Source organism: Rubripirellula reticaptiva, from assembly GCF_007860175.1.
Lineage (GTDB): Bacteria > Planctomycetota > Planctomycetia > Pirellulales > Pirellulaceae > Rubripirellula > Rubripirellula reticaptiva.
The window spans coordinates 676,357-701,639 of the sequence record NZ_SJPX01000003.1 but is presented as its reverse complement, the minus strand read 5'-3'; the positions used below and the strand labels follow the sequence as shown (position 1 = coordinate 701,639).

Genomic DNA, 25,283 nt, shown 5'->3' with positions numbered 1-25,283 from the left:
GATCACGCTAGTTCAGTTTCCAACCGGCTTCTTAGATACCTGAACCATCGGACTTGGTGAAAGATGGAAGGACTTAGGATCATCGGGGTGGGATAAATCAAAGCTTCCGACATCGTTGGCCAAATGCCCCGCCAGTTCAGGGACCTGTGCGCGGATTCCTTCGACCACACAACGGGCCAATTCATACGCTCCATACGAATTGTGATGCGTGCGATCTTCCAGTGCCTCGACTTGCCCCGGAAAGGTTCTCGCGGGATAAAACACGAACGCTTCGGTGGCTCGTTTCGGCCCAAGGGCAGCGTAGAATTCTAGACTCATCGCGTTGAGATCGATGACGGGCACATCCTTTTCCATTCCGACTTGACGGACGGCCTCAGCGAACTCGAAAAGCGTTGGTGTTTGATTACCTCGCTCGTCCATTCGTAGTCTTTCCATGGATGTGATTAACACGGGAATTCCCTGCTTCGAACGAACCGCTTCGACAAACTCCGCCAACTTCCTCTTGTAAGTCGTGAAAGCGCCTGCGTCTTTTCGCCTATCCTTCTGGTCGTTGTGCCCAAACTGTATCAGCAGATAATCACCCGCCTTCATCGTACTGAGAACCTTTTCGAGTCGTCGTTGATACTCGAAGGAACGAAGTGCCAATCCAGATTCAGCGTAATTCGATACCGTGACGCTTGGTTTAAAGAACCGCGTTAGCATCTGCCCCCAGCCGGCGTATGGTTCGTTGCGTTGATCAGTGACGGTGGAATCGCCAGCGATGAAGATCGTTGTCGTGTCAGTCGCCGGCTCGATGGTCACTGCGTCAACACGCGGCTGTTTGCCATTGAACTCAAGCGTCAGTCGACCGTCCCAGTTGGGGTGCCCGTTATTTTCCAATTCGCGGCTATTTAATGCAACTTTATTGCCAGACGAAATCATTGGGCCCCGCACGTTAACACTAAAAGTTCGCGTCACGAACTCGCCTGGTGCTGTCTCGACGTTTTCCAACATCAATCGACGAGCTTCTGCTTTGATCGTGGTTGACGTGGAACGATCGGCATGCCCGAAACGCATGGTCACCGCGTAATTGCCTTCTTCAATGTCGATTGCAAAAACGGCAGCCTTGTCTGAGTCGGTTTTCAGGAATCCATAACCACGTTGACTGGAGTATTCGTCATTGGGACGAACGTGCGAGTGCCTTGATTCGGCCGGGCCGTCACCAAAATGAAACTGCCAAGAACTTTGAGTCTCTGCAGACTTGCCCTCGTCCTCGCGCAGGAACGTTTTAAGCGAACAATCTCTTAGCGTCTCGACTCCTTCAGCGACGCAAGCCGCATTGATCTCGGCGCCTTCTCGGCGTGTATGGGTCCAGTCGTCAGGAGTGAACAGTTCACGGCCAACTTTCTCTTCGCCCAACTCTTCATACCGGCGACAAACAATCTCGTTCAAATCGATGAACAATGCTCCCGTTTGCTCAGCAGCTTGCTTAGCCCATAAACCGTAGTCACGATCAGAACGAATCACGCGGCTTTCCTGCCAGCGATCGCGAGGAACCTGCGACAGAACGATAGGAATGGCTCCTTTCGCTTTCGCATCCGCAATATACTTCCGCAGATACCAGCCGAAACTGTGAACGGTTTCCGCCTTGCCTGTCTCAGCAACCACTCCGTCGATTGATTCGTCGCCGTTGCCTTTGATGGACGCTCGTGGCCGATCACCGTCAAACATCTTGCCGCCGTCGTTGTGGCCGAATTGCATCATCACATAGTCACCTTTGCGCAGACGATCCAGCGACTTCTTCCACAAACCTTCGGTGAGATACGTCCGACTGCTGCGACCGCCCAGCGCCCTGTTCTCGACTTCGATGCGATTGGTGTCGAAGTGATTGTCGATGAACTGGCCCCAGCCGAAAAGTTCGTCGTCGCCCCGACCAGTTCCGTTCTTCACGGTGGAGTCGCCAATCAGCACCAATCGGCGTTGAACGAGTGTGGTGTCGGCTGAGAGCGATGCAGATTCCAAGGCCGGTGTGTCACCAGCACCCTTGTCCCGTTCGACACTCACCATGTAGACATGCCGTTCGCCGTGCATGTTGGACCGAAACACAATCCACTTGCCGTCCGGTGTGAAGTTGACGTTGGGTTCAAGGTCGTAGTCATGAGTCGAAAGATCGACTAGACGCTCGGCGGTCAACGTACCCGACTTTGCTGGTTCGCCACCGACCGTTGCTTCAGTGAATTCATCGCTTGGTCGAAACAAGTAAATCCATTGGCCGTTGCCGGCAGGATTCAACCGTCGTTTTTCTGGCAGCGGTGTTTGGTTTGCAACACTTTCCGGTCCACCGCCGTCACCCGCAAACAGTTTCCCGTCTTGAGATTGGTTGTAGTGAACGGACCACTCTTGTCGCTTCAATGAGTATCGAATTCTTTCGCCGGTCTTCACATCCACGCCTGCGAGCCAGAACTGATCAGCCCGCGGTGTTTGCAGGTCGTACCAGACCCACTGACCATCGGCGCTGAAAAATTCATGTCCAGCGATCTCGTATTGCTGTTGTCGACGGTGCATCAACTTCGCGTCTTCACTTCCCAATGTAATCGTCCAAACGCGATCGACGTCCTGCCAAATGCCTTCGTGACAAAACAGTCCAAACTTTGGGTCGGTCGGCGAACACTGCAAATGATTCAGCCACGCCTTTGATGGATGAAAGGTATTAATCTCGCCAGTGGCAATGTCCGCAGTGAACAGCTTCATCGACCGCTCTGAATCACGCTGGCCGCTGCGAGAACGATCACGATCTCCCGAACGGTCCGCCGTCTCGAAATCTCTGATCGATCCGAATAACAACGTTTCATCAGCGTTAACACCGTTAAAACCGGCCCCCCGCGGTAGAGTGACGAGATCACGAGTTTCACCCGTGTCGATGTGAGTCGCTCGAACGACCGTACCTTCGCGAGTTCGTGCTGCATAATAAACGTGGCGGGTCTTACGTCCCATCTCGACACCACTGCTGCCACCCATCCGAAAATCACTGCGAGGCACGACAACTTTTAGTTCGTACGAATGCAAGTCAACGGTTTCCAGCCCGCGCGGTGTTGAAATCAGCAGCTTGTCTCCCTCGGGAGAGTACGTGTTTTGATGAAAGTACAGACTCACGCTGCCGGCTTGCTCAGAAAGTCGCACCACCCGATGCCCCGTCTTCGCGTCGATCCATTCGCGGGGTGGGTCGCCTGCCACTGCTATCGAGCAACCGGTCAGCAGCACCAAAAAAGCTCTGAGCAAAAACGCTTCTAGAATATGCTTCATTGATAAACTCGCATCTCGCGATTTCAAATGGATAGAATGACTCGATCATTATTGTCGAGATTGCCTGCATTGTTGCAGTCGCATGGCTTCTGCTTTGCGAAAATGATGCATGTTCACGACGAGTAAGCCTACATCCTAGTGCGAAGCATTTCTCACTGCTGAATTGGTGTTACTGCGAACGCTGCCGAGCCATCATCTTTTTGAAAGTCACCGTACATGCTAGAAAACATGACATATTCAGCGATGATCGTCCGATTCACGCTACTCATTTTCGCGGCCGGAAGCTGTCCCGCGCAGAACGTTCCTCTTGTCTATGACGTTGAGCACGCCCGATCGGAGTTCCCGAAACCTGCGCTGCCCAAATTCGAAAAGTTGCCCTCGGTTCGGCCTCTTCCCGATCCATTTGCGTGGTCGGACGGCAGCGGACGTTCAACTGAATTCAACGACTGGGCTCGTCGTCGTTCGGAAATCAAGACGGAAATTGAGCACTACGGAATTGGCACGAAGCCGCCTCAGCCAAAGGGCATCGTTGCCGATTTCAAAGATGGCATGCTGACCGTGAAAGTGACGCAGAATGGTGAAACGCTGACGTTGACGGCGCGCGTTGAGCTACCGGACGGCGACGGACCATTTCCGGCTGTGATTGGAATGGGGCGAGGAACGGGCAGCCTGCCCGCAGACATTTTTCAAAGCCGAAAGATCGCTACGATTGCCTTCGACTTTGGTCAGGTGATGTCGCACACACAAACTCGTGGCGACGAACCCATCAACCGACTCTACCCCGACCAGATTCACATCGGAGCCTACAGTGCATGGCCTTGGGGAGTCAGTCGAATCATTGATGGCCTTGAACTTGTCGAAAATGACCTTCCGATTGATCGCAAACACCTTGCGGTGACTGGTTGTTCGTTTGCCGGAAAGATGGCTTTGTTTGCCGGAGCCTTCGACGAACGAATTGCGCTGACAATCACTCAGGAACCTGGCGGAGGAGGTGCTGCGGCGTGGCGAGTTTCGGAGACGCTCGGCAACGTGGAAACGCTCGGCAAAACAAGTCGCGCATGGTTCTTGGAAGACATGTTTCAGTTTTCGGACGCCGTCGAAAAACTTCCGTACGACCACCATGAGTTGATGGCAATGGTTGCTCCGCGAGCGTTGCTGGTCCTCGGAAATCCCGACTACGAATGGCTAGCGGATGAGTCCGGATATGTGTCTTGTCGGGCTGCTCACAAAGTTTGGAAGACGTTTGGCATTGGTGATCGATTTGGTTTTTCAATCGTCGGCGGTCACCAGCATTGCCAGCTCCCTGCGAGTCAACGTCCCGAAGTCGAAGCATTCGTGGACAAATTTTTGCTCGGCAAAACGGATGCGAATACCGCGGTTACCAAACACCCGTTTGAGACCGTTGACCATGAACTCTGGTACGACGCTTGGACAACAGGAAACTCAACCTTCCCAACTCTCGATGACCAGGACATCGAAACCTTCACGTTCGAGGCAGAGGCGACGTCTTACGGATCCGACTGGGTGACCGGCAGCGATCCGGTGGCTTCCGGCGGACAATACCTTGCGGTCAAAACTGGTCTCAACAGTCCACAAGCTGTTCCGAATAGCGATCGCGCCGCATTGACGATTCCATTTGTGACGAGCAAGAACGCGAAGTACTACGTCTACGCCAGAGTGAACTGTCCTTCCGCGGACGACGATTCGTTTTGGGTGAAGTTCGATGACAAGAACTTTGCGTCGGTCAACGGACTGACAACCAGTGGCTGGCAATGGGTCAAAATCGCTGCGTTAGAACCAAGTCCTGGCAAACACACCTTAACCATCAAGTATCGCGAAGATGGAGCGTTGCTCGACAAGATTGGCGTCACGACCTATCCGTTTGGCACCGAAGGATTGGACGCGATTGCCGTTGTTCCTTCCCTAAAAGATGCCGTCGGAAAGCGTTTCAAGATGGGTGTGGGAGTCAGCCATCGAGTGCTGCAGGATGTCGAAGACGTTGCTTTGATTCGTCGGCACTTTCAAATCCTGACCCCGGAAAACTGCATGAAGCCGCAAGGCATTCATCCCGAGGAAGACCGATGGAATTTCGAGGCAAGCGATCGCTTTGCGGAGTTCGTTCGAAAGAATGATCTTGAGATGGTTGGTCACTGTCTTGTCTGGGCGAAAGATGACCGCACCGATGAATGGATGACGAAGGAAGGTGACGCTCCCGTCTCGCGAGAGATACTCTTGCAACGCATCGAGTCGCATGTGAAGACGGTTGTCGATCGTTACGCAGATGTGGCCACCCATTGGGACGTGGTAAATGAAGCGATTGGCGACAGCGGTGATGGCCTGCTGCGAGACTCGGTTTATTCGCGGACGACCGGAATGGATTTCATTGTCACCGCATTCAAGGTTGCGAGAGCCGGAGATCCCGATGCGATGCTGATCTACAACGACTATAACGGCCACTTGCCGGGCAAACGTGAGAAGTTGATCGAGTTCCTTACTGAACTGAAGGCGAAGGGAGCTCCCATCGACGCCTACGGAATGCAGGGCCACTTTGAACTCGGTGACAATTCGCTTGACGATCTACGCAAGACCTTTGTCGAACTCAAAAAGCTTGGTTTGAAAGTTGTCGTGTCGGAACTTGACATCGACGTCGTCAAACGAGGCCGCTGGTGGGCAGACGGCAACAAGCACCGCGACGAGCTCAAGTCGTTCGATCCTTACAAGGATGGCATGCCAGCCGATATAGAAGCACAGATGATCCAACAGTACGTGGATCTATTCCGTCTGTTCGACGAGTTCCAAGACACGATTGCTCGCGTATCATTTTGGAACCTGCATGACGGCCAGAGCTGGCTAAACTATTTTCCGTGGCAAAGAGTCAATCATCCACTGCTATTCAACCGCGATCGCAAGCCGAAGCCAGCATTCGACGCTGTCTACGAATTGCTTTCCACCGAAAAGCAGTAGTTATTCAAGGGCGACGCCCGTGAACGCCCAACTATCGGCGTTGAGTGAGTGGCCGTTGGTTTCGATTGAGTTGTCGGTGAAGAACCAGGGCGATGAATTGCGACTCGGACGCGTTGCTTTTCGACTATCTTGTTGACCGACCCACACACCAAGCCTTCCGAGTATTCACACACTCTCCAAGCGATTTGATATGAACACAGCGATTCACCAGTGCCCGAGACTTCGGCTTGCTGGATCTTTGACCGCAAGCCTAACGCGTACCGGCGTTCACGTTTTTGCTGTCATGTTCCTGTTGCCAGCACTTGTGGTGTTTGCTCAGGAGAGCTACCCCGTTCACCCCGACACGGTGGCCAAAGACGGAGTTCCGCAGGGCGTGGTGACAGCGCATCGATTCACCGACAGCACGGTTTATCCTGGCACCGAGCGAGACTACTTTGTTTACGTTCCTGCACAGTACGACAAGTCGTCGCCGGCCGCGTTGATGGTTTTCCAGGACGGCGCAAAGTACGTCCAAGACAAAGGCGAATATCGAATCCACCATGTCTTTGACAATCTGATCCATCGCGGTGAAATGCCGGTCACGATTGCCATCTGTGTAAACCCCGGTGTTGTGCCCGGCGGCAACGGTGCTCAGGATCGATTCAATCGCAGCTTTGAATACGACACGGTCAGCGATCGGTATGCGTCGTTCCTGATCGATGAACTAATTCCCGAAGTCCGCAAGTCCTACGCGATCACCGATGATCCTAATCTGCGAGCCATCGGCGGTAGCAGTAGCGGCGCCATCGCGGCGTTTGGCGTTGCTTGGCACCGCAGCGATCAATTCCGCCGCGTGTTCAGCACGGTCGGCACATTCGTAGGACTGCGAGGCGGCAACGAATACGCGACCCTGGTTCGCAAGTACGAACCCAAACCGCTAAGGATCTTTTTGCAGGACGGCAGCAACGATTTGAACATCTATGGCGGCAGTTGGTGGCACGCGAATCAATCGATGCTCGCATCACTGCAGTGGGCCAGTTACCAAGTCAAAAATGTATGGGGCGAGGGCGGCCATAACGGCAAACACGGCGCTGCGATCTTTCCCGATGCGATGCGTTGGCTATGGCAAGACTTTGACCAGCCGATCGAGTCGGACGTTTCGAACCACCCTGAACTCAAAGATCGGCTGATTGAAGGTGAATCGTGGAAGCTGATCAGTGACGGCCACAAATACACCGAAGGCCCCGCGGTCGCACCCAACGGAGACGTGTATTTTATTGATGGGCCACGAGGCGAAATTTGGAAGATTGCTTCCGGCACCGATCACGCGACCAAGTTTGTCGACGACTTGCCCGGAGTCAGCGCGTTGATGTTCGATGCGGAAGGTCGTCTCTATTGTGCTCGCAATACAGCTCTGACCGTGACACGAATCGACCCCGATGGCGGTCGCACCGACTTGTGTTCTGGCGTTTCCTGCAACGACTTGGTGGTGCTCGATCACGGCATCTATTTCACGGGACCGACCGAGCAAGCGGTTTGGTACTTGCCGATCGACGCGAACGGTAATCCTCGCGGCGATGGCAAACCGATCAATGTCGGCGCGGGCCCCAAGAAACCCAACGGATTGATCGTCACTCCCGACCGGCGTTTCCTGATGGTCGTGGATGCGGAAGGCCGATACGTTTGGTCGTACAAGATCGACTCGCAGTCGGGCGAACTGTTGCACGGCCAACCCTACAGTTACGTGCACACGCCACAAGACGACATGATCGGCGGCGCCGACGGAGTCACGATGACGAAGGACGGCTCGCTATTGGTGGCAACCAAACTGGGCATTCAGATCATTGACCCGCCCGGACGTGTTCACCTGATTCTTTCACGGCCCAGCTTGTCCGGTAAGCTATCCAACTGTGTGCTCGCCGGCGAAGAGATGTCGACGTTGTACGTCACTTGCGGCAGCAAGGTGTTTTCCCGAAAGACCAAGCTCGATGGAATTGCCCCTTGGCAACCCGCGGTTGTGCCGCCGAAACCGAGACTCTAGCTCAATGGATTCTCGGGGAAGGTAAACCACCGCGCTGCAGGATGGGCATCCATCCTGCCATTTTCCGTGATGCAAGTTGCAAGGATTAGGAGCAAGCGTTGACGAAACGAGAAATCGACCAGAAGGCGGCGATCATGATTGTCATCGAACACTTCGATGACATTCCGCCGGGCACGAAGTGTTCCGCGGTATTCTTCGACACCGAGAGAATTCGCCGGGAAAAGGATTTCTACGCGAAGCTATACAGCGAGAACGGCGTGCATGATCGTGAGATCCTGCGGGCAATGGTCGACGCGAATGTGCCTGCCGATCCCTATTGGTTGGTATCCCTAAAACCCGGCGACAGTGCGATGGGAGTGGCCACTCGCCTACACCGAGTGGACGACCGAACGGGGAAGATCCTTGCCGACCCGGCTTAGCACTCCCGCCGCAGCTTGATTGCCGCCCGCCGAGTGCTTTGGGCGGGAACGCAACGCTGGACCAAAGAAGGACTTTCAGTGAAGGCCAGAATTCAGTAGTCTCCGCTGCGAGGGTGGCGGCAAGGTTCGCCTCCGATGGGCGCATTGGATTGATGCGGAACACGAGACTGGAGCGTTGAAACAGCGATGAAGAGTTGTTTGCCGTGGTGTCTATTGAGCATCCTGATGATGGTTCCGGGATGTCGCTCCGCCGCGAAATTCGGCCCGGACCAAACTCCCACGGCGGCATCCGCGTTTGCTCCATCCGCCCAATGGAAACCGACCACGTTTACCGACGCGCCCGAACTTCAAGCCGGCGCGGGGCCGATGGATGCGGAAATCGCGTCAGAGTTCTCGGCAACGGATTCAGGACTGAAGTATCGCGTTCTGCGAAACTCCGAAGCTAAGAAACCGACGGCCAGCGACACGGTAACCGTCAACTATCGCGGCTGGCTCGATGGTGGAAAAGTGTTCGATAGTTCCTACGAGCGAGGTGAACCAACAACTTTTCCCTTGCGAAATGTTATCGCCGGCTGGACCGAAGGCATGCAACTCATCGGCCAAGGTGGAATGATCGAATTGTGGGTGCCTTCAAGGCTCGGCTACGGCGAAGCCGGTTCGCCAGGCTCCATCCCTGCACACTCGGATCTTCACTTCGTCGTTGAACTCGTGGACGTCGAATAGACCGATTGGCAACGTCAATCTCTCGACCAAAGCTTGACGTTTCGATCCCCGCTTCCTGAGGCACCTTAGTTGCCGCCGGGTTAAGATACGACGCAGTGAATGTGTCCGCTATGTGCATCCAATCGAATCGCTGGCCCGCACAGGTTCAGGTACCAAAAACGCAATTTGCCATCGGAAGCGGCGGAAACAAGAGCTCGGTGGTCTGGCGGGAAATCGGTGGACATCCAATCGCCAACGTGCCCGTTTGGTCGCGACTTATTGCGTCCGATCAACGAGCGATATTGCACGATCGCTAATCTTCAATGCCAAAGTCTTTCTGTCCGGCGAACGCTTCAGCGATGTGTTTTGAGTTCGCCTGCGAAGAGTTCTTCGGCATCAAGCAGCTTGTTCAAGGTGTCCTCCACCATCGATCGTACGAGTTCATCGATATGACCGCGAACGGCATCACCGACAATCTTGATTGCAATCTGGATATCTTCACGGGTTCGTTCTTCAAACCATTGCAGTACAAACGCAGTTTTGCCAGTCAATGACGTGCCCGCCGTCACAGAAAGCGAATCGAAGTATCACGTAGGCAAGCCGGCAAGTAAGTTGATTCAGGCATCCACCACGAATACACTGATGGCCCCCGCTACCGGCCGTTCTAGCCGCTCACCGATTGCAACGGAACTGGACTTCGTAGTGACCTTCATTGCAATCGATCATCGGCGACAATCCTCATGACGCAACGTTTGATAGTGCATTCCTGTCAATCGCTGATAATCACTGCGTTGACTATTTCTCTGGTCGCCACAACTTGCGGCAATGCAACCGCGGATGAATCAGTTCCAAGCGACCTGATCGCGTCCGCGTTCCGTCGGCACTGCGTCGAATGCCATGGCGACGGTGACACGATCGAAGGCGACGTCGACTTGAGCGACCTGAACTTGTCTCGATTAAGCAACTCGCCAGAGCTCGTCGCCAATTTGATCGACGTCCTCGACTTACAAGAGATGCCACCGAATGCCGATCAAGCACTCGATCCAGAAAGCCGACAGAATCTGGTCACAGAGCTGAAATCAATTCTTCATACGAGCGTTACCACCCAGGACAGATTTGCCGCGACGCCAATTCGCCGCATGAATCGGTTCCAGTACAACAACGCAGTGATCGACCTGTTCGGCTTAGACTGCATCGTGTTCACGCTGCCCGAACGAATGATGCGTGATCACAAGAACTATTTCCGGCCGGAAACTGGAAAGATGGCGGATCTGGTCAACGTCGGCAGCCGGCCGCTGGGCAAATCACAGATGATCGAACCGCGACTGGCCGGCGTTGCGGCGTTCCCACAGGACTTACGAGCCGAACACGGATACGACAATCGCGGCGACCACTTATCGCTATCACCTCTGTTGATGGAATCGTTTCTGAAGCTCGGTCAATCAATCACCCAAAGCCCCGACTTCGTGGCGAGCCGCGTCGGCATCTGGCAATCGTTCTTTGCACCGCCTGACAATACCGATGGCGTCGGCAACGAAGTCCGTCGCCGGCTAGAGCCTTTCCTAACAAAAGCTTTTCGCCGCTCGGTGACGCCTGAACAGCTGGAACGATACGCTTCGTTTGTCGACGCACGACTAGCCCGCGGAGCCTCTTTCACCGACGCGATGAAATCTGTCGCCGCGGCAACCATCGCGTCTCCGAATTTTCTGTATCTGTACGACAAGTCGAGTGGCGAACAACCGACTGGTGCTCTCGACGATTTTGAACTCGCTTCGCGATTGTCATTCTTTCTTTGGGGAAGTCTGCCGGACGAACAGCTGTTGGACCTGGCCGGCCGCGGAATACTAAAGCGTCCTGACGTCTTGGACCGACAATTTGACCGGATGGTCAATGACCGTAAATTGAAACGCTTTTGCGACAGTTTTCCCGCCCAGTGGCTGCAACTGGAACGGATCATCTCGTCGGTTCCTGACGAACAACGGTTCCCGAAGTTCTATTTCGCGAAGTATCGGGACAGCATGCACATGATGCTGGAGCCGCTGCTGTTGTTTGAAACCGTCTTGATCGAAAATCTGCCGATCACCCAACTGATCGATTCTGATTTTAGCTATCGGTCGGTCACACTTGAGGATGCCTATGGTGACCTGCGGAGCGAATCACCCATGACAAAGGGCGGTGGCGGCGCCCCGACCGTGCTGAAGTTTCACCGCATCCCGCTTGCGGATCGGCGGACCGGCGGCGTGATCACCAATGCCGCCGTGATGACGATGACTTCGGGACCAGACCGAAGCCATCCGATAACGCGTGGCGCATGGGTCGCCACCGTGATCTTCAACAACCCGCCCGATCCACCGCCGGCTGACGTGCCAGCACTCGGAGAAAAGCCAGCTGACGGCGAAGAAAATCTGACGCTGAGAGAACGCCTATCGCTGCACCGCCAGCGCAGCGACTGCAAGGGATGTCACGAGCAAATCGATCCACTGGGGTTCGCACTAGAGAACTTCGATGCGATCGGACAATGGCGTGACCAATACGAGAACGGTCGCGACGTCGACATGGCCGGCACACTGATGCGGCAGCATGAATTCAACGATGTTGTGCAGTTCAAAGACGCAATCCTAGTCGAAAAAGACCGCTTCACCCGTGCACTCGCCGGCCACCTGCTGTCGTTCGCCTTGGCCCGCCAACTGGGCCCTGCCGACCAGATCACTCTCGACGAAATCACGGGCGCGACAATCGACGACGATTACAAGATCCAAACGTTGCTGAAAATGGTTATCATGAGTGCTCCATTTCAAACGAAATCGACGCCCGCAAATTCCCCCGTTGCTCCGTAGCGTCATCCAGCGTGTCAGCGATCCTGACCGCTCCCACCACCCCTTCGCCCCACCTGAAACTCGCAATGCCAATCACGACACGACGATCGTTTCTGCGCGGTATGGGTGCCGCATCGCTGGCACTGCCGTGGATGGAAAGCGTGGCTACGGCAGCCGCCGCGAAAGCCGTTCCGATGCGGATGGCTCATTTCTACGTGCCAATCGGAGTCGTGCGTCGAGGCTTTTTTCCTGGCGAGGCAGAACACATCATCCCCAAAGGAAATCTGGGGGGAGTGATGAAGTCACTCGGGAAACAGAACCCAAGATTCAGCGTCACACCACTGACTGAGCTGACGCCAACAATGCAACCGCTGGAACCACACCGTGATAAGATCAACCTGATCACAGGAATGGACCGCACGTTCCAGCAAGGCACCGACGTGCACGCCCAGTGCGCGTCATGTTACCTCAGCAGCGCACCTCCCTACACCATTGAAGGCACCGCCTGGCCGCTGGACCGCACGCTCGATCATTTGGTCGCCGATCAGATCGGCACCGCGACTCCGTTTCCGACGCTGGAGTTCAGCTGCAACAGCCACCTCGACAACAAGGAATCAATTTACTTCGACAATATCTCGTGGTACGGCACCGGGCATTTGGCGCCGTCGATTCGAGATCCGCGAAAGATGTACCATCGCCTGTTTTCGACCGACGAAACGGACCGCTACCGAGACATCACCGACCTCGTACTCGAAGACGCCAGTACGCTGCGTCGTGAACTCGGTTACGCCGACCGGCACAAATTCGCTGAATACTTTGATTCAATACGGACCATCGAGACGCAAATGAATCGTCTCGAAAAAATGCGATCGGAATTGGCGTTAGTGACCATGGACGAACCGCCCGAAGCTTATTTGCCGCGCGGCGAGTATATTCGTTTGATGGCCGACCTGATGGTCGTGGCGCTGCAAACCGGTCTGACAAATGTCACCACGTTTATGGTCGGGCCTGAGCGATGGGACACGCCGTACAAGTTCGAGACACTTTTCGACAAACCACGCAGCCATCATCAGATGTCTCACAATCAGACCAAAATGATTGATGACCTACTGAAGGTGGACCGATTCCACATGCAGCAGTTTGCATACATCGTCAGCCAACTGGATTCCATCGAACAAGCTGACGGATCCACCTTACTGGACAACACCTTGTTCACCTACGGATCTGGGCTGGGCGACGGATCGACGCATCAATACAACGACCTACCGATCATCGTCGCCGGTGGCGGTTCGCGAGTGCAGTCAGGACAACACATCAATCTGCCCGACGGGACGCCACTGGCAAACCTGTGGCTAACCCAAGCACGAATGCTGGGACTCGACATCGAACGTTTCGCCGACAGCACCGGCACCGTGAAATCGTTGATGGCTTAGAGATCCAAATCGTCCACCAGCCCTCTCGCGCCATGCCGACACACTCACCTTTTCGCGTGTTCTGAAACACGGACGGTAAGAAAATCAAAAGCGAAAAGGGTAAGTACCGAAATGGCGGCAAAGGCAACCCGAATCGGACGATTCCCGAACTCTTTCAATGCATCTCGCCGCGGAGCCGGTGCAGCTGATCACAGTTTGCGAAGCCGCCGGGATAGACTCTTAGGATTGTTGTTTTGACGTTGCAGCGGTCGGCTTCTTTCGTGATCGTCTCGTCGGTTCGCACCTCAATCGATCACGCGCCACCATGAATGCAGCGCTCAGTTCGATAAAGCGTGCTCGGAGGCAGCCTCTCTACGAGCCGTCACTGGCGCGGAGATCCACGCTCCGCAGCGATCCACGCTCCGCCGAGATCCACGCTCCGCAGCGATCAAACTCACGAAAATGTTCCCCGCGACCGAAACACTTGAATTGGCACCCAAGAGACACTTCGGCGACCGAATAACCACAAAAAAACCCGTATCCGACGTCTCTAGAAGAAGTCAGATGCGGGTTTCAATACACCCCAGAGGTAGGGAAGCCCGATTGCGACGTTGCGACGAAACAAAACTTGTCGGAAAACGCGGTGCAAAATGCAGTGACACCAGCAATCACCAGCACGGACGCCGAGCAGCTTGCTGACTTGGTGCGATGTTGGCCGACGCTTAATGATGCAATCCGATCCGCTATCTTAATTCTCGTAAAGAACGGTTCTTCGACCCAATGATGGTTCTTGGTTACAATCGTATTGTCGGTTTCGCTTTCGTTTTGGATTTTGCTCGATGCCCGAAATGCCCAACGCTAATGACCTGATCGCGACCGCGATGCAGATGCCGCTTTCCGAGCGTGTCGCGCTTGCCAATGCAATGTTGAACAGCATTGATTCGGCCGCCGATTCGGAAGCGACCCAGGAAGAGATTGACGCCGCTTGGGACACGGAGATTGGCCGGCGCATCGACGACATCGACAGCGGTCGGGTAAAGACGGTGCCTTCGTCGGAAGTATGGAAACGAATCGGCGGAAAACCCAGTGGCCGAACTTGAGTACCATCCCGCCGCATCCGATGAAATCGCCGACGCTTTTGACTGGTACTCCAGCGTCAATCCTGACGTAGGCGAACGATTCAAACTCGAACTTGATCGAGCGGAAGAACTGGTTCATCGGTCGCCCGAATCCTGGGGACCGTACTTCCATGGAACGCAAGGCTTCCGATTCCGTGGTTTCCCTTTCGTCATGGCCTTTATCGTTCGCGACGAACGAATCATCGTGATCGCCGTCGCTCACACGCGAAGACGGCCTGGATATTGGCGCGACCGTTTGTCGAGATAGTTGCGATCGGATCGAGGACACCTTCTACCAAGCATCCTTCCATCAATTACCGATTCACTGCCACAACTTCAGAGCAAGAAGTTAAACAGTTTGTTGGCAAATCAAGACCGACTGCACTGGTACGGCGACGATCATCAGAACGTCTCAAAGCGACAAACATAACATTCAGTCCCTTCCCCATCGGCTTTCCTCTACCAAGCGTTTTGCTTCGCGTTCAATCATTATCGCGTAGCCGCTAATTGCTTCGGCGGCGGCCGGGCAATATTCTTGCACAACTGTTGCTCGACTCCGGAATCGCGCTGCGATCTCTCGATTCGTGTTGCCTGTGTGATCTACGTAGTGCATGCCCCGGTCATTCTGCAAAGATCGAACCAAGTGTGACCTTCCAGCCTCGGTATCAACTAGGTTGATCGCGGACGCAAGTGTGTCACTAGGCCAGTCTTCAATTTCGGCAACCGCTCCGCGAGTGAAAATTTCCGCCAGCTGATCCACGACCTCACATTGAAACTGTTCAGTATTCGCATGTTCCAAAACCTGTTCCACCCACAATGCCGCGCAATAATTCACGCCACCAAGCTCTTCGGCTGCTCCGTAGCCAGGAAATGAAACAACGCTTCTCAGCAACTCATGGCATCGACGTGCCCGATCTTGGTTCTCCTCAACGGCCGGATCAAATCGGTATTCGTTGGCATCACTCTTTGCAAACATAGCAATAGTCTCGACAAACACTTCCGGTTGAATGGCGCACATACAAGCCGTCACTGGCGCGGAGATCCACGCTCCGCCGAGATCCACGCTCCGCAGCGATCAAACTCACGAAAATGTTCCCCGCGACCGAAACACATGAATTGGCACCCAAGAGACACTTCGGCGACCGAATAACCACAAAAAAAACCCGTATCCGACGTCTCTAGAAGAAGTCAGATGCGGGTTTCAATTCACCCCAGAGGATGTGAAACATCCACGAAAACACGGCCGTTTAGCGAGGTTTTCGGGGTACCCGAAGCAGAAGGCGAAGCACTCAGCCAAGACGCTGCTCTACGCGACATGGTGCGGTCGTGGTCCTTTCTGGACCAAGCAACGAAAGACATCGTTCAAACGATCGTCAAAAGTCGGGCTTCAATTTCATGATCGACGCCTGATAAAATAATTAGATCGTCACCACCGTTCAGTGAGATTCGTTCATATCCGAAACAGCTCAACAATTGATCGCTTCTGCGTTGCAACTTGCTCCCGCGGATCGAGCAGTGATCGCCAGCGCCATTCTTGCCAGTTTGGAAGGCGAATCTAAAGGCCACGAATCGTCAGAGATTCGCGAGTCTTGGTCAGATGAGATTGCCAATCGCATCGCTGACATTCCAAGTCAAAGCGGCCGGCGGAGTGCGAGATCTGGACGCGCTGCTTGCGGTGCGCGATCTGGGAGTGACGCGTTGCGGTGCTAGCCGGACCGCAGAAATGATGGGCCAAGCCCGCAAGCGTCTGGGACTTCCCGCGATCGAGGTCGAAGCCACACACGCTTCGGGTTACTAGCTTGGGGGCTTTCGCCAGGGGTCAGACTCGGGTTTCGGGATTGAAGGAGAGCTGAATCCCGAAACCCGAATCGCTAGTCGGACCCCAATTCTTCGCCAGACCCCAATTCTTCCCACCCACAAAGTCTCCAAGCGTTGCCTGCATCGAATTGCGCCCGGACAGTGAAAATCAACACGCTGGTAATCTTGTGCGATTCGTACCGGACACCTATTCGATATTCGCTGTGAAGCGTCCGAATTGAAAACGTCGCTCCCGCTTCACTGTCCCGCACGTCGTACCGGATCAGGTGACGAGAACAGCGCTGCGTCCCGCATCACTGTGCGGGCGGCAAAAAAGTCACGCCGTGCTCCGCGCCCATTTGCGCCATCTTGGACATGTCTGGCGGTTGGTCCGTCGGCAGGGAGGCGAACTTTTCGATGAATTCCTCGAAGCCGCCGGGTTGGACCACAACCAGTAGCTTCCCTGGTTTGTTCGAAACATTCCGAAACGAGTGCGGAAGGTTCGGCGGCGCGATCAAAAATGCACCTGCCGACGCATTCGTTCTTTCACCGTCGACTTCAAACTCAAAGTCGCCTTCCAAAACATAGAACGTTTCAGACTCGCGTGTATGGACGTGACGTGGCGGACCGGCCCCGGCAGGAACGACCGTTTCCAACACCGTCATCTCGCCTCCGGTGTCCCGCGAAGTTACTTTGATCGTGACTTGGTCACCACCCAAGACGTCGTAACGAGTGCCCTCGCCCGGCAAAACAAACTTTCGCTCTAGAATCATCAATGGGGTTCCTTGAACAGTTGATGTGATGGCGCTATAGAGTAGCAGCTCGCGCTACGCCCGTAGGCGAGAGCCAAGAATCGACCGAAACTGAGGATACATGGGAGCAGCAAATGACGACGAGAACACTTGAAGAGTGGAAGACGATGATCGACGAGGCGATCCGAACGGACGACTATACTCTGTCGAATTTGCGGATCACTCGAGTGCATTTGCTGTTGTCGCAGGCGTTGCTTGATGCAATCGGACACGAAGCGGGAGCCAATTTCCACAGTTGGGCCGTGTGGGGTTCACGCAAGGCAGGGGTTACCGTCCGACAAGAAGACCGCGATCAAGCTTCTCGCGACGGAACCATTGTAGCGGGCATCGTCGGTACGCTAGTTGGTTTGGCTGTCGGATTCGGATTGCATGGGACGATGCAATGGTCCCTGCCCAGCGCGATGACTGCGTGGGCTGTGACCGGAGCGATCGCAGGCGGATTCAGCGGATTCCTGCTTGCTGGCTACACACGTTCCCGCGCCGCAAAGCTTATCCTCCACGGGAACAGAATCGTTTTGGAGGATATCGGATTGGTCTCTGCTCGATACCTGGATTACGTCGCCCAAATTGGACCGCCAACGAATGAGAACGCTGACCAGACCCTTGATGCGATCGATCGAAGTGAACAGCAATCTGCTTTTGCCACTTTCATTCATTCACTTCGCCCCGCTCCAACGGAAAACGATGGCCAAGACCTTTTGAAGCAAGCATTTTCCGCCTACGAAATGGCAAGATGCTCTCGCGTCGAAAAGGTTCAGCATGAGGCAAATTTCTTTGCAAATTGCTTGGCTGTCTTGCACGAGCACATTCGGTTGCAACCTATCATTCGCGATTCTCTGCCGTTCCTGATTAGCAAGTGCGTGACCCAGCGACTGATGACCTACAGTGTTGGCGAGCGACAATTGGCGGTTCACGACGATGTGCCTCCACTAGGCGACGAACCCTTTCCTAAGACTCTGCAGGAGATTGATTTGCCCGAACTGCGAGAGTTTCTTAACGGGGACGAAGGGTACGACGTGCAGCGTGATGGCTTGTTGAACACCAGAGCGAACGATTGGACGATTCTGCGTGAACGAATGAGATACATCGTCAACCTATTTCGCACGCAACACTTGTCGGCCGAAGTCATGCGGTCACCGTATGACGAAGATCAACTCCGTGATATCGCCAACGGAACGCGACCGAAGCGACCCTGGTAAAAACGTGGAGCAAGGACCATTCGGAACCAGGCCTACCCGATAATACAATTACTGTTGGCCCGTCAGGGTGAAAGCGGCCCAGAAAAATGGATGCGCCGCACCTTCGCGTTCTCGCAGTCGGTGAATGCTTTCGATCTGCGCTGCGCGAATCGCAGCGGGTTTGGTCATTTTTAACGCAAGGTTGTCAAATAGGCTCACAATCAACGCCGTGGTTGCTTGGTCTGGGATCGACCACAACGTTGCCACGACGGACTCGGCACCGGCAAGCTGAAAAGCTTGACGCAGTCCCGCAACTCCTTCACCATCTTGGACGGTGCCCAACCCGGTCTGGCAAGCGCTGAGCACTACCAGTTGGGTTCCACGCAAATCCGTTCCCACAATTTCGGATCCGGTCAGAACGCCGTCTTCGCCGGTGGTGCGAAGATTCTCAGCACTGTTATTACAGCCAGCCAGCAACAGCCCGCATCGTGCCAATGGATTGGACGCATCAGATTGTTCGGCCTGAAACACGAAACCATGGGTTCCCACCAACAGAGCTCGGGGGCGCTGCAGCGATTTGAAAACCGCTTCAGCAGCTTGTTCGCCCATGTATGTTTCCGGAGCCTCGCCATCGCTGATCTGTAAACTCGGCTGAATGATCATCGCTTCACTACGAGTTCCCGGCAGACGTTTTTCAGCGAAATTTCGATTGAATGGAACGGCTGATCGGGTGCGAAGTGTGTCAAGTTCCATAGCCCTTACGGTGTCTTCGATTTCTCTGGCATCCGAGTCGAACGCAGGGTCCGCGATGATGACCGGACCGTTAAGTTCATCCGCCGGATTGATCGGGCGAACTAGATCGCGTCCGGTGTTGAGTAACTGAACTTCAAAGTCCTCGACAAGGTAGCGTTTGTCGCCAACAGGAATCGCGGCCCACGGAATCAACCACAAGTTGGCATCGGGACTAATGATGAGTTTCTTTGAATTGCCAATCGTCTTTCGAATCGGTTCCCAAACGGCCGTCGTCAGTGGTCGCATCGCTTCGTAAAGCCGCTCGGTGGATTCGATGGAACCAAGTCCATTGATCAGCGCTCCCGACGCATTGATCTGCTCCTGCGTCGTCGCCACGAGTGTGTCAATCGGTTCTGCTAATCCCAGGTCGACAAACTGAACCGGGCCGTCGTCGGCGGGAGGGATAATCCATGCAATGTATCTGGCGGGCTGCGGTTCATCCGGTGAGATAATTCTTGGTAGGTCGACGGGTCTCAGACGAAAAAGCTCGATCAAAATGGAGTCATCCGCGATTTCATTGCGAACGGATTTCAAATCGACCAAGCCGCTTTGTTGGCGTGCGACTTGTTCGGCGAAGCCAGGGGCGATGTTCGAGCGAAACGCTTGTTCTTCTTCTTTCAGTTGCTGCAGTTCTACTCTGCGAGTTTCGCGAACACTTTCATTGGCACCTTCCAAGGGAAATGTGCTGATCCGGCGACGCAGTTCTTGCCAAGACTCAAACTGCTTGCGGCTGAATTCGGTCTTAAGAAAGTTCTCCAGTGAGCCGCGTGCTACGGCAGTTTCGACAGCCAGTCCTTTCGTGTTTAGGATCCAAATGGCTGTCTGGTCGACGACGTTTTGGTCGTCAGAGTGTTTCAACACAAGTGACAAAGCCGCGTCACGTTTTCGACGGTCGTTATTCTCCAAGAACTGCACTTGGGCCTGGGCCGGCATTTCGACCAAGGTTTCTCTTACGTACTTGTTTGTCACCGCTCGAGCGCGTCCCAGTAAATCGAGCGTTTCCCGAAGGTTCCCGGCTTGGTATTGGACCGCACTGACACTGACAAGCGCATCGACCGTTTGAATGTGCTCCGGTCCGGTAGCTTTAATCACATTTTCAAGGGCTGATTGAGTCAACTGCAATGCCTGATCCGAATCGCCATTGAGCGACATTGCATAACCAAAAATGGACTGGCAACTTGACGTGATGGAGTGCGCCGGGCCGAGATCTCGAACAGCTTGCTCATGCGCGCTCGTCAAGTTTCGCAAAGCCTCTTCCTGCTCCGTTGTTCGCAGTTGAGCAAGTCCAAGTTGGGTCTGCAGCATGATGTCGGTGACGATATCAGCCGTCGCTGCTTGCGACTCGCGGATTTTTTGAGCCTGTTGAAGCAGTGCGATCGCGTCCTGCGGTTTGTTGGCCTTGATTGCCAAGCTGGACAAAGTGATGAGCACCGTGATCATCGTGGGACGATCATCGCGCCCAGCCGCAGCTTCGGTTTTCTGAACGAATCGTAGTAGTGCCTCACCTTCCGTAATCGCACCATTGTTGATGAGGTGAAGGGCAAGTCTTGCATTTGCGTCCGAAGCCATCTCACTTGTTTGGCCGGTCGTCGAGCTGATCACCCGCACTGCTTCACGAAATTGACGCTCGGCGCCCACTGTGTCGCCGATGTTTACCAGAACTTGAGCCAGCCCGAGTCGGTCCTGCGCGGTCACCGGGTGGTTGCGGCCCAAGTGCTCGATATGCGTTTCCAACGCCGACTCTAAGTGCTTCCTCGCTTTCCCGTACTCGGCAAATTGATCGTAAATTCCGGCCAACATCTGGCGAATCGATGCCAGCATAAAATTGTTCCCGACGGACTCGACGTCTCTAGCCACGTCATCGACGAGTCCAACCGCTCGAACCAAATCTTCGCGAGTTGGGTTGGTATTGCTAAACAGATCCTGATTCGCCTGCATGACTCCAGCGATCCTCGCGGCAACTTGTTGTTTTTGAAGCAGGTCGCTTGATTGGGTCTGCTGAAACAGTTCCGCTTCAACACTTGTGACCGTTTGCCCTTTGATCCATCCGGCGATCTGTTTGTCCCCGTCGGCATTAACGATGACACTGTGCCATCCATCCTGTTCCTTCAAAGACCACAACCGCGTTCCGGGCGGCACCGTTGTCACCACGCGAGTCTGGTCCTGAATGCGACCGTCACGTAGCACGATCAACATCTGCTGAGCTGCTGCCTGCGGTCGATTGGCAATCACCTTGAGGTTTTCCACAAGTGCGGTGTATTTCGCAATTTGGTCCTTGTAGTCACCATCCGAAGCTCTCATCAACTCCAACAGTGACCCCGTATGGGTCAACGCATCCAGCGGCATGTTTGCTTCATTGAACATTTCAACGAGCGACATCCGCGTTGATACCTCAAGCGATTCAGCCCGTTGGCTGTTAATTCGCTTGCAAATCTCCAAAGCGCGATCCAGCTGTCTTTCGGCTTCGTCGATGTCACCGCTAAACCAGAGAATTCTACCGTAGTCCGCATGCGCGTTGCCGGTTTGAATGTCGTCAGGCCCAAGCAAATTCGTTCGGATTGCTAAAGCGCGAGCTGAGTAGTTTTGAGCTTGCGTGTGATCCCCAAGGCCGCTGAGTACTTCGGAATAGGTCGCGTACGCATAAGACAGTTCATTGGTGTCATCGCCAAACACAGCTCGCATGGTCGAGATGAATTTCTCAGCAATTGGCTTGGCGTTGACTAAATCTCCTTTGTAGGACGTTGCTTTGCAGACATTGCCATAAAGTGCAGCCGTCCCCGCGTTCATGTCGCCGAAGTTCGAACGCAGTGCTTCGAGCGCCCGTGTATAACTCGTCAACGCGGTATCAAAATCAGATCCGTTGAATGCACTATGACCCCGGGCGTTTTCGAGCTCCGCAATCAGAATGGGGTTTTGTGCCAACTTGCTTACGCTGAGCAATTGCCTAGCACGACTGAGCTCTTGATTGGCCAACGAAGCATCGCCTTGAATCGCATGCAAATAAGCAATCTCTTTCAAAACCGAGGATGTTGTTGCTTGATCATCGAACTGGCTCACGATCTTGTGTGCCCGTTCTAAATGCTTGAGCGCACGAACCAAGTCCTGATCGCGTTCAAGGTAGACAAGAGCTTCCTCGTGCAACAATCTTGCTTCGTTCACCTGATCACGAACTTCCCGTTCAAGATCGTCCACCGCGTACGTTGGATCGGGAACAAGTTGGCCAGCGTGGACCCATCCTTGAGTTTTTCGATATTCCACTTCGTACTTATCGTCGACTTCGCGGAGGAATTTGACTGACGAGTGTCGAAACAGTGTCTTTAAAATGCGTCCTGCATTGTCACGAATGTATGCGTGTTTTGAGATCACGCGCAGTCGACCCTGCGAAGTTTGATAGGGCTGACGTTTGACAACAACACTAGGCGTGATCGGTGCAGCGACTTTAGAAACTTCCGCAAGCATTTCACGGGTGGCAACCAAATCGGGGTCGTCGTTGGCCTTGGTTCGTTCATAGACCGCCAGCGCCTCGCGGAAATACGGAATGGCTTGGGCCTCTTGTCCGTCCATGCTTAAGTACACGCCTAAGGCGAACGCAGCGTCCGCCTGCTCGGTTGTGCTATCGGGAAGAATGTCTTTTCCAATGTTGTAGACAGTCTTTTGGAAACGAGCTGCCTCTTTGTACTCCTGGGCCTCACCAAGTGTATGCGCTAGGTTTGACATGACGACTCGAACATCGCTATGTGCCTCGCCACCATGACGGATTGCCGCCTCGACGGCATTGCGAAAGGTGCTGATTGCTCCAGTTTGATCGCCAGTCTGTTCTAGCAACATCGCGCGAACATTCAGCAGGTCGGCTTCCGCGGGGCCTTTTTCTTTCAGCCCTTGCAAACTTGCCTCCGCCGCGTCCATGGTCAGCTTTGCGCCAATCGTTTCTTCATTGGCCAACTGGAGATGCGCGACGCTGCTCATGATCCATGGCCAGAGCGGATTGCTGCGTCCCATCGCTTCCTCGACCGTTCGTCCCGCCTGCCTATTGAGATTCAAAGCGGCTGCGTAGTCTTGCTTCACGATCTGTTCATGGGCCTGGGTCAGCATCACGACCGCCGACTCGGCCGCGGTCAATTCGGCCAATGTTGCATTCGTCAGCGGATTGTGCTGAACGAGCTCGCGTCGGATCGATCCTCGCTGGCCCGTCGGCGTGATCACTACAAAGTCGGTCTTGGTGGACCGCACAACCAGCAAGTGGGTCCAAGTTGGCAGCCGACCAATGATGTCGCCCTGGTCGGTTGTCAGATAACCGATCGGCGCCGTCACGACAACGTATTGCTGTTGAGCGGTCTGCTGCTGGCCATTCTGGGCCATGCAAATAGGCAAAGCGGCCAGCGCAATGGAAAGCACGAAAACGATCGGGCGAAGAAGTGATAGCCGGAGATGATTCACTGAAGTTTCTTTTATTGGACAACGCTATTCATCAGGTTTGAACGAAACTGAGTGACAGTCTCGATGCAAAAAACAAAGCGGCTTATCCGGCCATGCTGTCTCAGTTCGCGATTGACAGCAGCTCGCCGCGACTATGGTTTGTAGTACGTGATCGTGACTGACATGACCGGAGTCGGATCGGGATTGAAGGTCACCACTTGAACCGCATTGTCAGTCTTTTCCCCCTGCACGATCAAACCGCGAGTCTGCTGATCGTCTCGGCCAGCGCTCCGAAGTCGGCCCTTCAAGACGCTCAGATTGATGGGTGTCTCTTCAGGCTGGATACCTCTCAACATGGCGATCAAGTCTTCTTCGTCCCCACCGATCAGCTTGGGCTCTGGTTTTGGCCCCGTCAGCTCTTGAAAAACGGTCAGTTGGATCTGGCCCACATTGCGACCATAGTCCATCGCTCGTTTTGCTGATTCGAACCTGGACAACACCTTAAATTTCTCGGCGGTCGTGCGATCGGATGATTGGTAACCGCGGACTAATACGCTTGGATTCTGCGGTGAGAGAATCCACTTCGCGCAATCGATGTCTCGGCATGTTTGACGGTACAAAGTGTTTTCGCCATTGACCTTCAAAACGACTCCGAGTCGCTGCGATAAGTCACCATTACAGGTCAAGGCAAACTCGACGTTTTGGCCAGTGACAGGCTCTGGGATGAACGCACGGCCTTGTCGGGTCTCGATCTCTACGGAGCGTCCATCAAAGAGTACTTCCATCTTCAAGGACGCTGCAGAATCATTCAGCGGAAACGTCGCGGCCTGTGTCTTGACTTGCTGTGCCTGTTGAATGACCAACTGCTGGCGTTCTTCCTGACGATCTTCGAAGGTAAGCTGACTCGTTCCTCCATCAAATGCACCCCGTAACAAGAAACTCTCGCCCAGTTCGCTCAGTGTTGATGCATCCAAGTCTGCTTCGAACACATCGCATGCGCGTTCAAGTTTCTGTCCGTTCTTGAGCAAGCATAGCAAACCAATACTGGCGGTCTTGTTGTCTTCATGAACTTGGATGATGCCGGTAAGAAAAGCATCGGCCGTGACGGATTCTCCACCCCAGGCTAGTTTGTAGCGGGTCCCGAAAATGGCCTCGCGGCCAGCCGCCGTCAGGTGCGTTGCTCCCTCGATTTTATCAACTTGCGAGCTTGCGTCCTTGATGATTTTCAGCTGCTTTGACTCATCAAAGGAATTCGCCAAAATCAGTCCCACTTCCAATCGGTCAGCGATCAAAGAGTTTGCTGGTCCGGCGCTGTCGGTCAATTTTTCGCCTGGCTTGGCAACGCGAAACTTTAACACCCCAACCGTTTTGACGTCTTTGCCGGCGAGGTACTCCACCACTGCGGGCACTTGTTTCTGAAGTTGCTGGTGGATCGATTCGGCGAGAGCTTTGGTTCCACCGAATGCGACGAATGCAGTCAGAAGAAAACACTGGAGTCGACGAGTTACCATTTCTTGAATCCTAAACGGTGCTAGCTGGGCGGCGATTGGGTGCG

General features: G+C 54.3%; 15 protein-coding genes and 2 pseudogenes. 11 read left to right on the top strand and 6 right to left on the bottom strand.

The window, feature by feature from the left end; translation table 11 throughout:
• Positions 1–12: 12 nt before the first annotated feature.
• Positions 13–3,282: an oligogalacturonate lyase family protein gene (locus Poly59_RS29575; RefSeq protein WP_186776289.1), complete on the bottom strand. Its 3,270-nt coding sequence runs from the start codon at positions 3,280–3,282 to the stop codon at positions 13–15.
• A 228-nt stretch (positions 3,283–3,510) separates the two neighbouring features.
• On the opposite strand from Poly59_RS29575, the gene Poly59_RS15565 reads away from it, so the two are divergent.
• The 4 genes from Poly59_RS15565 (at position 3,511) to Poly59_RS15550 (ending at position 9,408) form a co-directional block, all read left to right on the top strand.
• Positions 3,511–6,246: an endo-1,4-beta-xylanase gene (locus tag Poly59_RS15565; RefSeq protein ID WP_246151680.1), complete on the top strand. Its 2,736-nt coding sequence runs from the start codon at positions 3,511–3,513 to the stop codon at positions 6,244–6,246.
• Positions 6,247–6,436: 190 nt separating this feature from the next.
• The gene (locus Poly59_RS15560; RefSeq protein ID WP_246151679.1) at positions 6,437–8,266 is read left to right on the top strand and encodes an SMP-30/gluconolactonase/LRE family protein; all 1,830 of its coding nucleotides are present in this window, start codon (positions 6,437–6,439) and stop codon (positions 8,264–8,266) included.
• 134 nt (positions 8,267–8,400) lie between these two features.
• The gene (locus Poly59_RS15555; RefSeq protein ID WP_390621488.1) at positions 8,401–8,685 is read left to right on the top strand and encodes a hypothetical protein; all 285 of its coding nucleotides are present in this window, start codon (positions 8,401–8,403) and stop codon (positions 8,683–8,685) included.
• A 225-nt stretch (positions 8,686–8,910) separates the two neighbouring features.
• Positions 8,911–9,408: an FKBP-type peptidyl-prolyl cis-trans isomerase gene (locus Poly59_RS15550; RefSeq protein ID WP_246151677.1), complete on the top strand. Its 498-nt coding sequence runs from the start codon at positions 8,911–8,913 to the stop codon at positions 9,406–9,408.
• A 368-nt stretch (positions 9,409–9,776) separates the two neighbouring features.
• Here the strand turns inward: Poly59_RS15550 and Poly59_RS30790 are convergent.
• A pseudogene (locus Poly59_RS30790) lies at positions 9,777–9,914 on the bottom strand (IS256 family transposase); the annotation flags it as partial.
• Positions 9,915–10,178: 264 nt separating this feature from the next.
• On the opposite strand from Poly59_RS30790, the gene Poly59_RS15540 reads away from it, so the two are divergent.
• The 4 genes from Poly59_RS15540 (at position 10,179) to Poly59_RS15525 (ending at position 15,001) form a co-directional block, all read left to right on the top strand.
• Positions 10,179–12,224, top strand: a complete 2,046-nt coding sequence (locus tag Poly59_RS15540) for a DUF1592 domain-containing protein (RefSeq protein WP_246151676.1) — start codon at positions 10,179–10,181, stop codon at positions 12,222–12,224.
• Positions 12,225–12,289: 65 nt separating this feature from the next.
• Complete coding sequence (locus Poly59_RS15535; protein ID WP_146535005.1) at positions 12,290–13,636, top strand: DUF1552 domain-containing protein; 1,347 nt, start codon at positions 12,290–12,292, stop codon at positions 13,634–13,636.
• Positions 13,637–14,463: 827 nt separating this feature from the next.
• Positions 14,464–14,715 (top strand): addiction module protein, encoded by a 252-nt coding sequence (locus tag Poly59_RS15530; protein WP_186776286.1) that lies wholly within the window; start codon positions 14,464–14,466, stop codon positions 14,713–14,715.
• Positions 14,702–15,001: a type II toxin-antitoxin system RelE/ParE family toxin gene (locus tag Poly59_RS15525; protein WP_146535003.1), complete on the top strand. Its 300-nt coding sequence runs from the start codon at positions 14,702–14,704 to the stop codon at positions 14,999–15,001. Before Poly59_RS15530 ends, Poly59_RS15525 begins: the two co-directional genes overlap by 14 nt.
• Before the next feature lie 165 nt (positions 15,002–15,166).
• Here the strand turns inward: Poly59_RS15525 and Poly59_RS15520 are convergent, their stop codons facing one another.
• On the bottom strand, positions 15,167–15,709 hold the full coding sequence (locus Poly59_RS15520; protein WP_146535002.1) for a hypothetical protein: 543 nt from the start codon (positions 15,707–15,709) through the stop codon (positions 15,167–15,169).
• A 539-nt stretch (positions 15,710–16,248) separates the two neighbouring features.
• Between Poly59_RS15520 and Poly59_RS30680 the strand changes: the two genes are divergently transcribed.
• Entirely contained in the window at positions 16,249–16,443 is a 195-nt protein-coding gene (locus Poly59_RS30680; protein ID WP_186776285.1) for a hypothetical protein, read from the top strand.
• Positions 16,361–16,531, top strand: a pseudogene (locus tag Poly59_RS15510) (deoxyribose-phosphate aldolase); the annotation flags it as partial. The gene Poly59_RS30680 and the pseudogene Poly59_RS15510, both read left to right, overlap by 83 nt.
• A gap of 313 nt (positions 16,532–16,844) precedes the next feature.
• On the opposite strand, the gene Poly59_RS15505 reads toward Poly59_RS15510, so the two are convergent.
• Positions 16,845–17,303 carry a cupin domain-containing protein gene (locus Poly59_RS15505; protein ID WP_146535001.1) on the bottom strand — a complete coding sequence of 153 codons (459 nt, stop codon included), beginning with the start codon at positions 17,301–17,303 and terminating at the stop codon, positions 16,845–16,847.
• A gap of 113 nt (positions 17,304–17,416) precedes the next feature.
• On the opposite strand from Poly59_RS15505, the gene Poly59_RS15500 reads away from it, so the two are divergent.
• The gene (locus Poly59_RS15500; RefSeq protein WP_146535000.1) at positions 17,417–18,541 is read left to right on the top strand and encodes a hypothetical protein; all 1,125 of its coding nucleotides are present in this window, start codon (positions 17,417–17,419) and stop codon (positions 18,539–18,541) included.
• A gap of 48 nt (positions 18,542–18,589) precedes the next feature.
• Here the strand turns inward: Poly59_RS15500 and Poly59_RS15495 are convergent, their stop codons facing one another.
• Together Poly59_RS15495 and Poly59_RS15490 are read right to left on the bottom strand one after the other, a co-directional pair.
• Positions 18,590–23,749, bottom strand: coding sequence for a CHAT domain-containing protein (locus Poly59_RS15495; protein WP_186776284.1), 5,160 nt, complete (start codon positions 23,747–23,749; stop codon positions 18,590–18,592).
• 131 nt (positions 23,750–23,880) lie between these two features.
• Complete coding sequence (locus Poly59_RS15490; RefSeq protein ID WP_146534998.1) at positions 23,881–25,239, bottom strand: hypothetical protein; 1,359 nt, start codon at positions 25,237–25,239, stop codon at positions 23,881–23,883.
• Positions 25,240–25,283 lie beyond the last annotated feature (44 nt).

Coding starts and splice junctions, on each gene's coding strand:
- Poly59_RS29575 (WP_186776289.1), bottom strand. CDS start 3,282: ATGAAGCATATTCTAGAAGCGTTTTTGCTCAGAGCTTTTTTGGTGCTG.
- Poly59_RS15565 (WP_246151680.1), top strand. CDS start 3,511: ATGACATATTCAGCGATGATCGTCCGATTCACGCTACTCATTTTCGCG.
- Poly59_RS15560 (WP_246151679.1), top strand. CDS start 6,437: ATGAACACAGCGATTCACCAGTGCCCGAGACTTCGGCTTGCTGGATCT.
- Poly59_RS15555 (WP_390621488.1), top strand. CDS start 8,401: ATGATTGTCATCGAACACTTCGATGACATTCCGCCGGGCACGAAGTGT.
- Poly59_RS15550 (WP_246151677.1), top strand. CDS start 8,911: ATGATGGTTCCGGGATGTCGCTCCGCCGCGAAATTCGGCCCGGACCAA.
- Poly59_RS15535 (WP_146535005.1), top strand. CDS start 12,290: ATGCCAATCACGACACGACGATCGTTTCTGCGCGGTATGGGTGCCGCA.
- Poly59_RS15530 (WP_186776286.1), top strand. CDS start 14,464: ATGCCCAACGCTAATGACCTGATCGCGACCGCGATGCAGATGCCGCTT.
- Poly59_RS15520 (WP_146535002.1), bottom strand. CDS start 15,709: ATGTTTGCAAAGAGTGATGCCAACGAATACCGATTTGATCCGGCCGTT.
- Poly59_RS15505 (WP_146535001.1), bottom strand. CDS start 17,303: ATGATTCTAGAGCGAAAGTTTGTTTTGCCGGGCGAGGGCACTCGTTAC.
- Poly59_RS15500 (WP_146535000.1), top strand. CDS start 17,417: ATGACGACGAGAACACTTGAAGAGTGGAAGACGATGATCGACGAGGCG.
- Poly59_RS15490 (WP_146534998.1), bottom strand. CDS start 25,239: ATGGTAACTCGTCGACTCCAGTGTTTTCTTCTGACTGCATTCGTCGCA.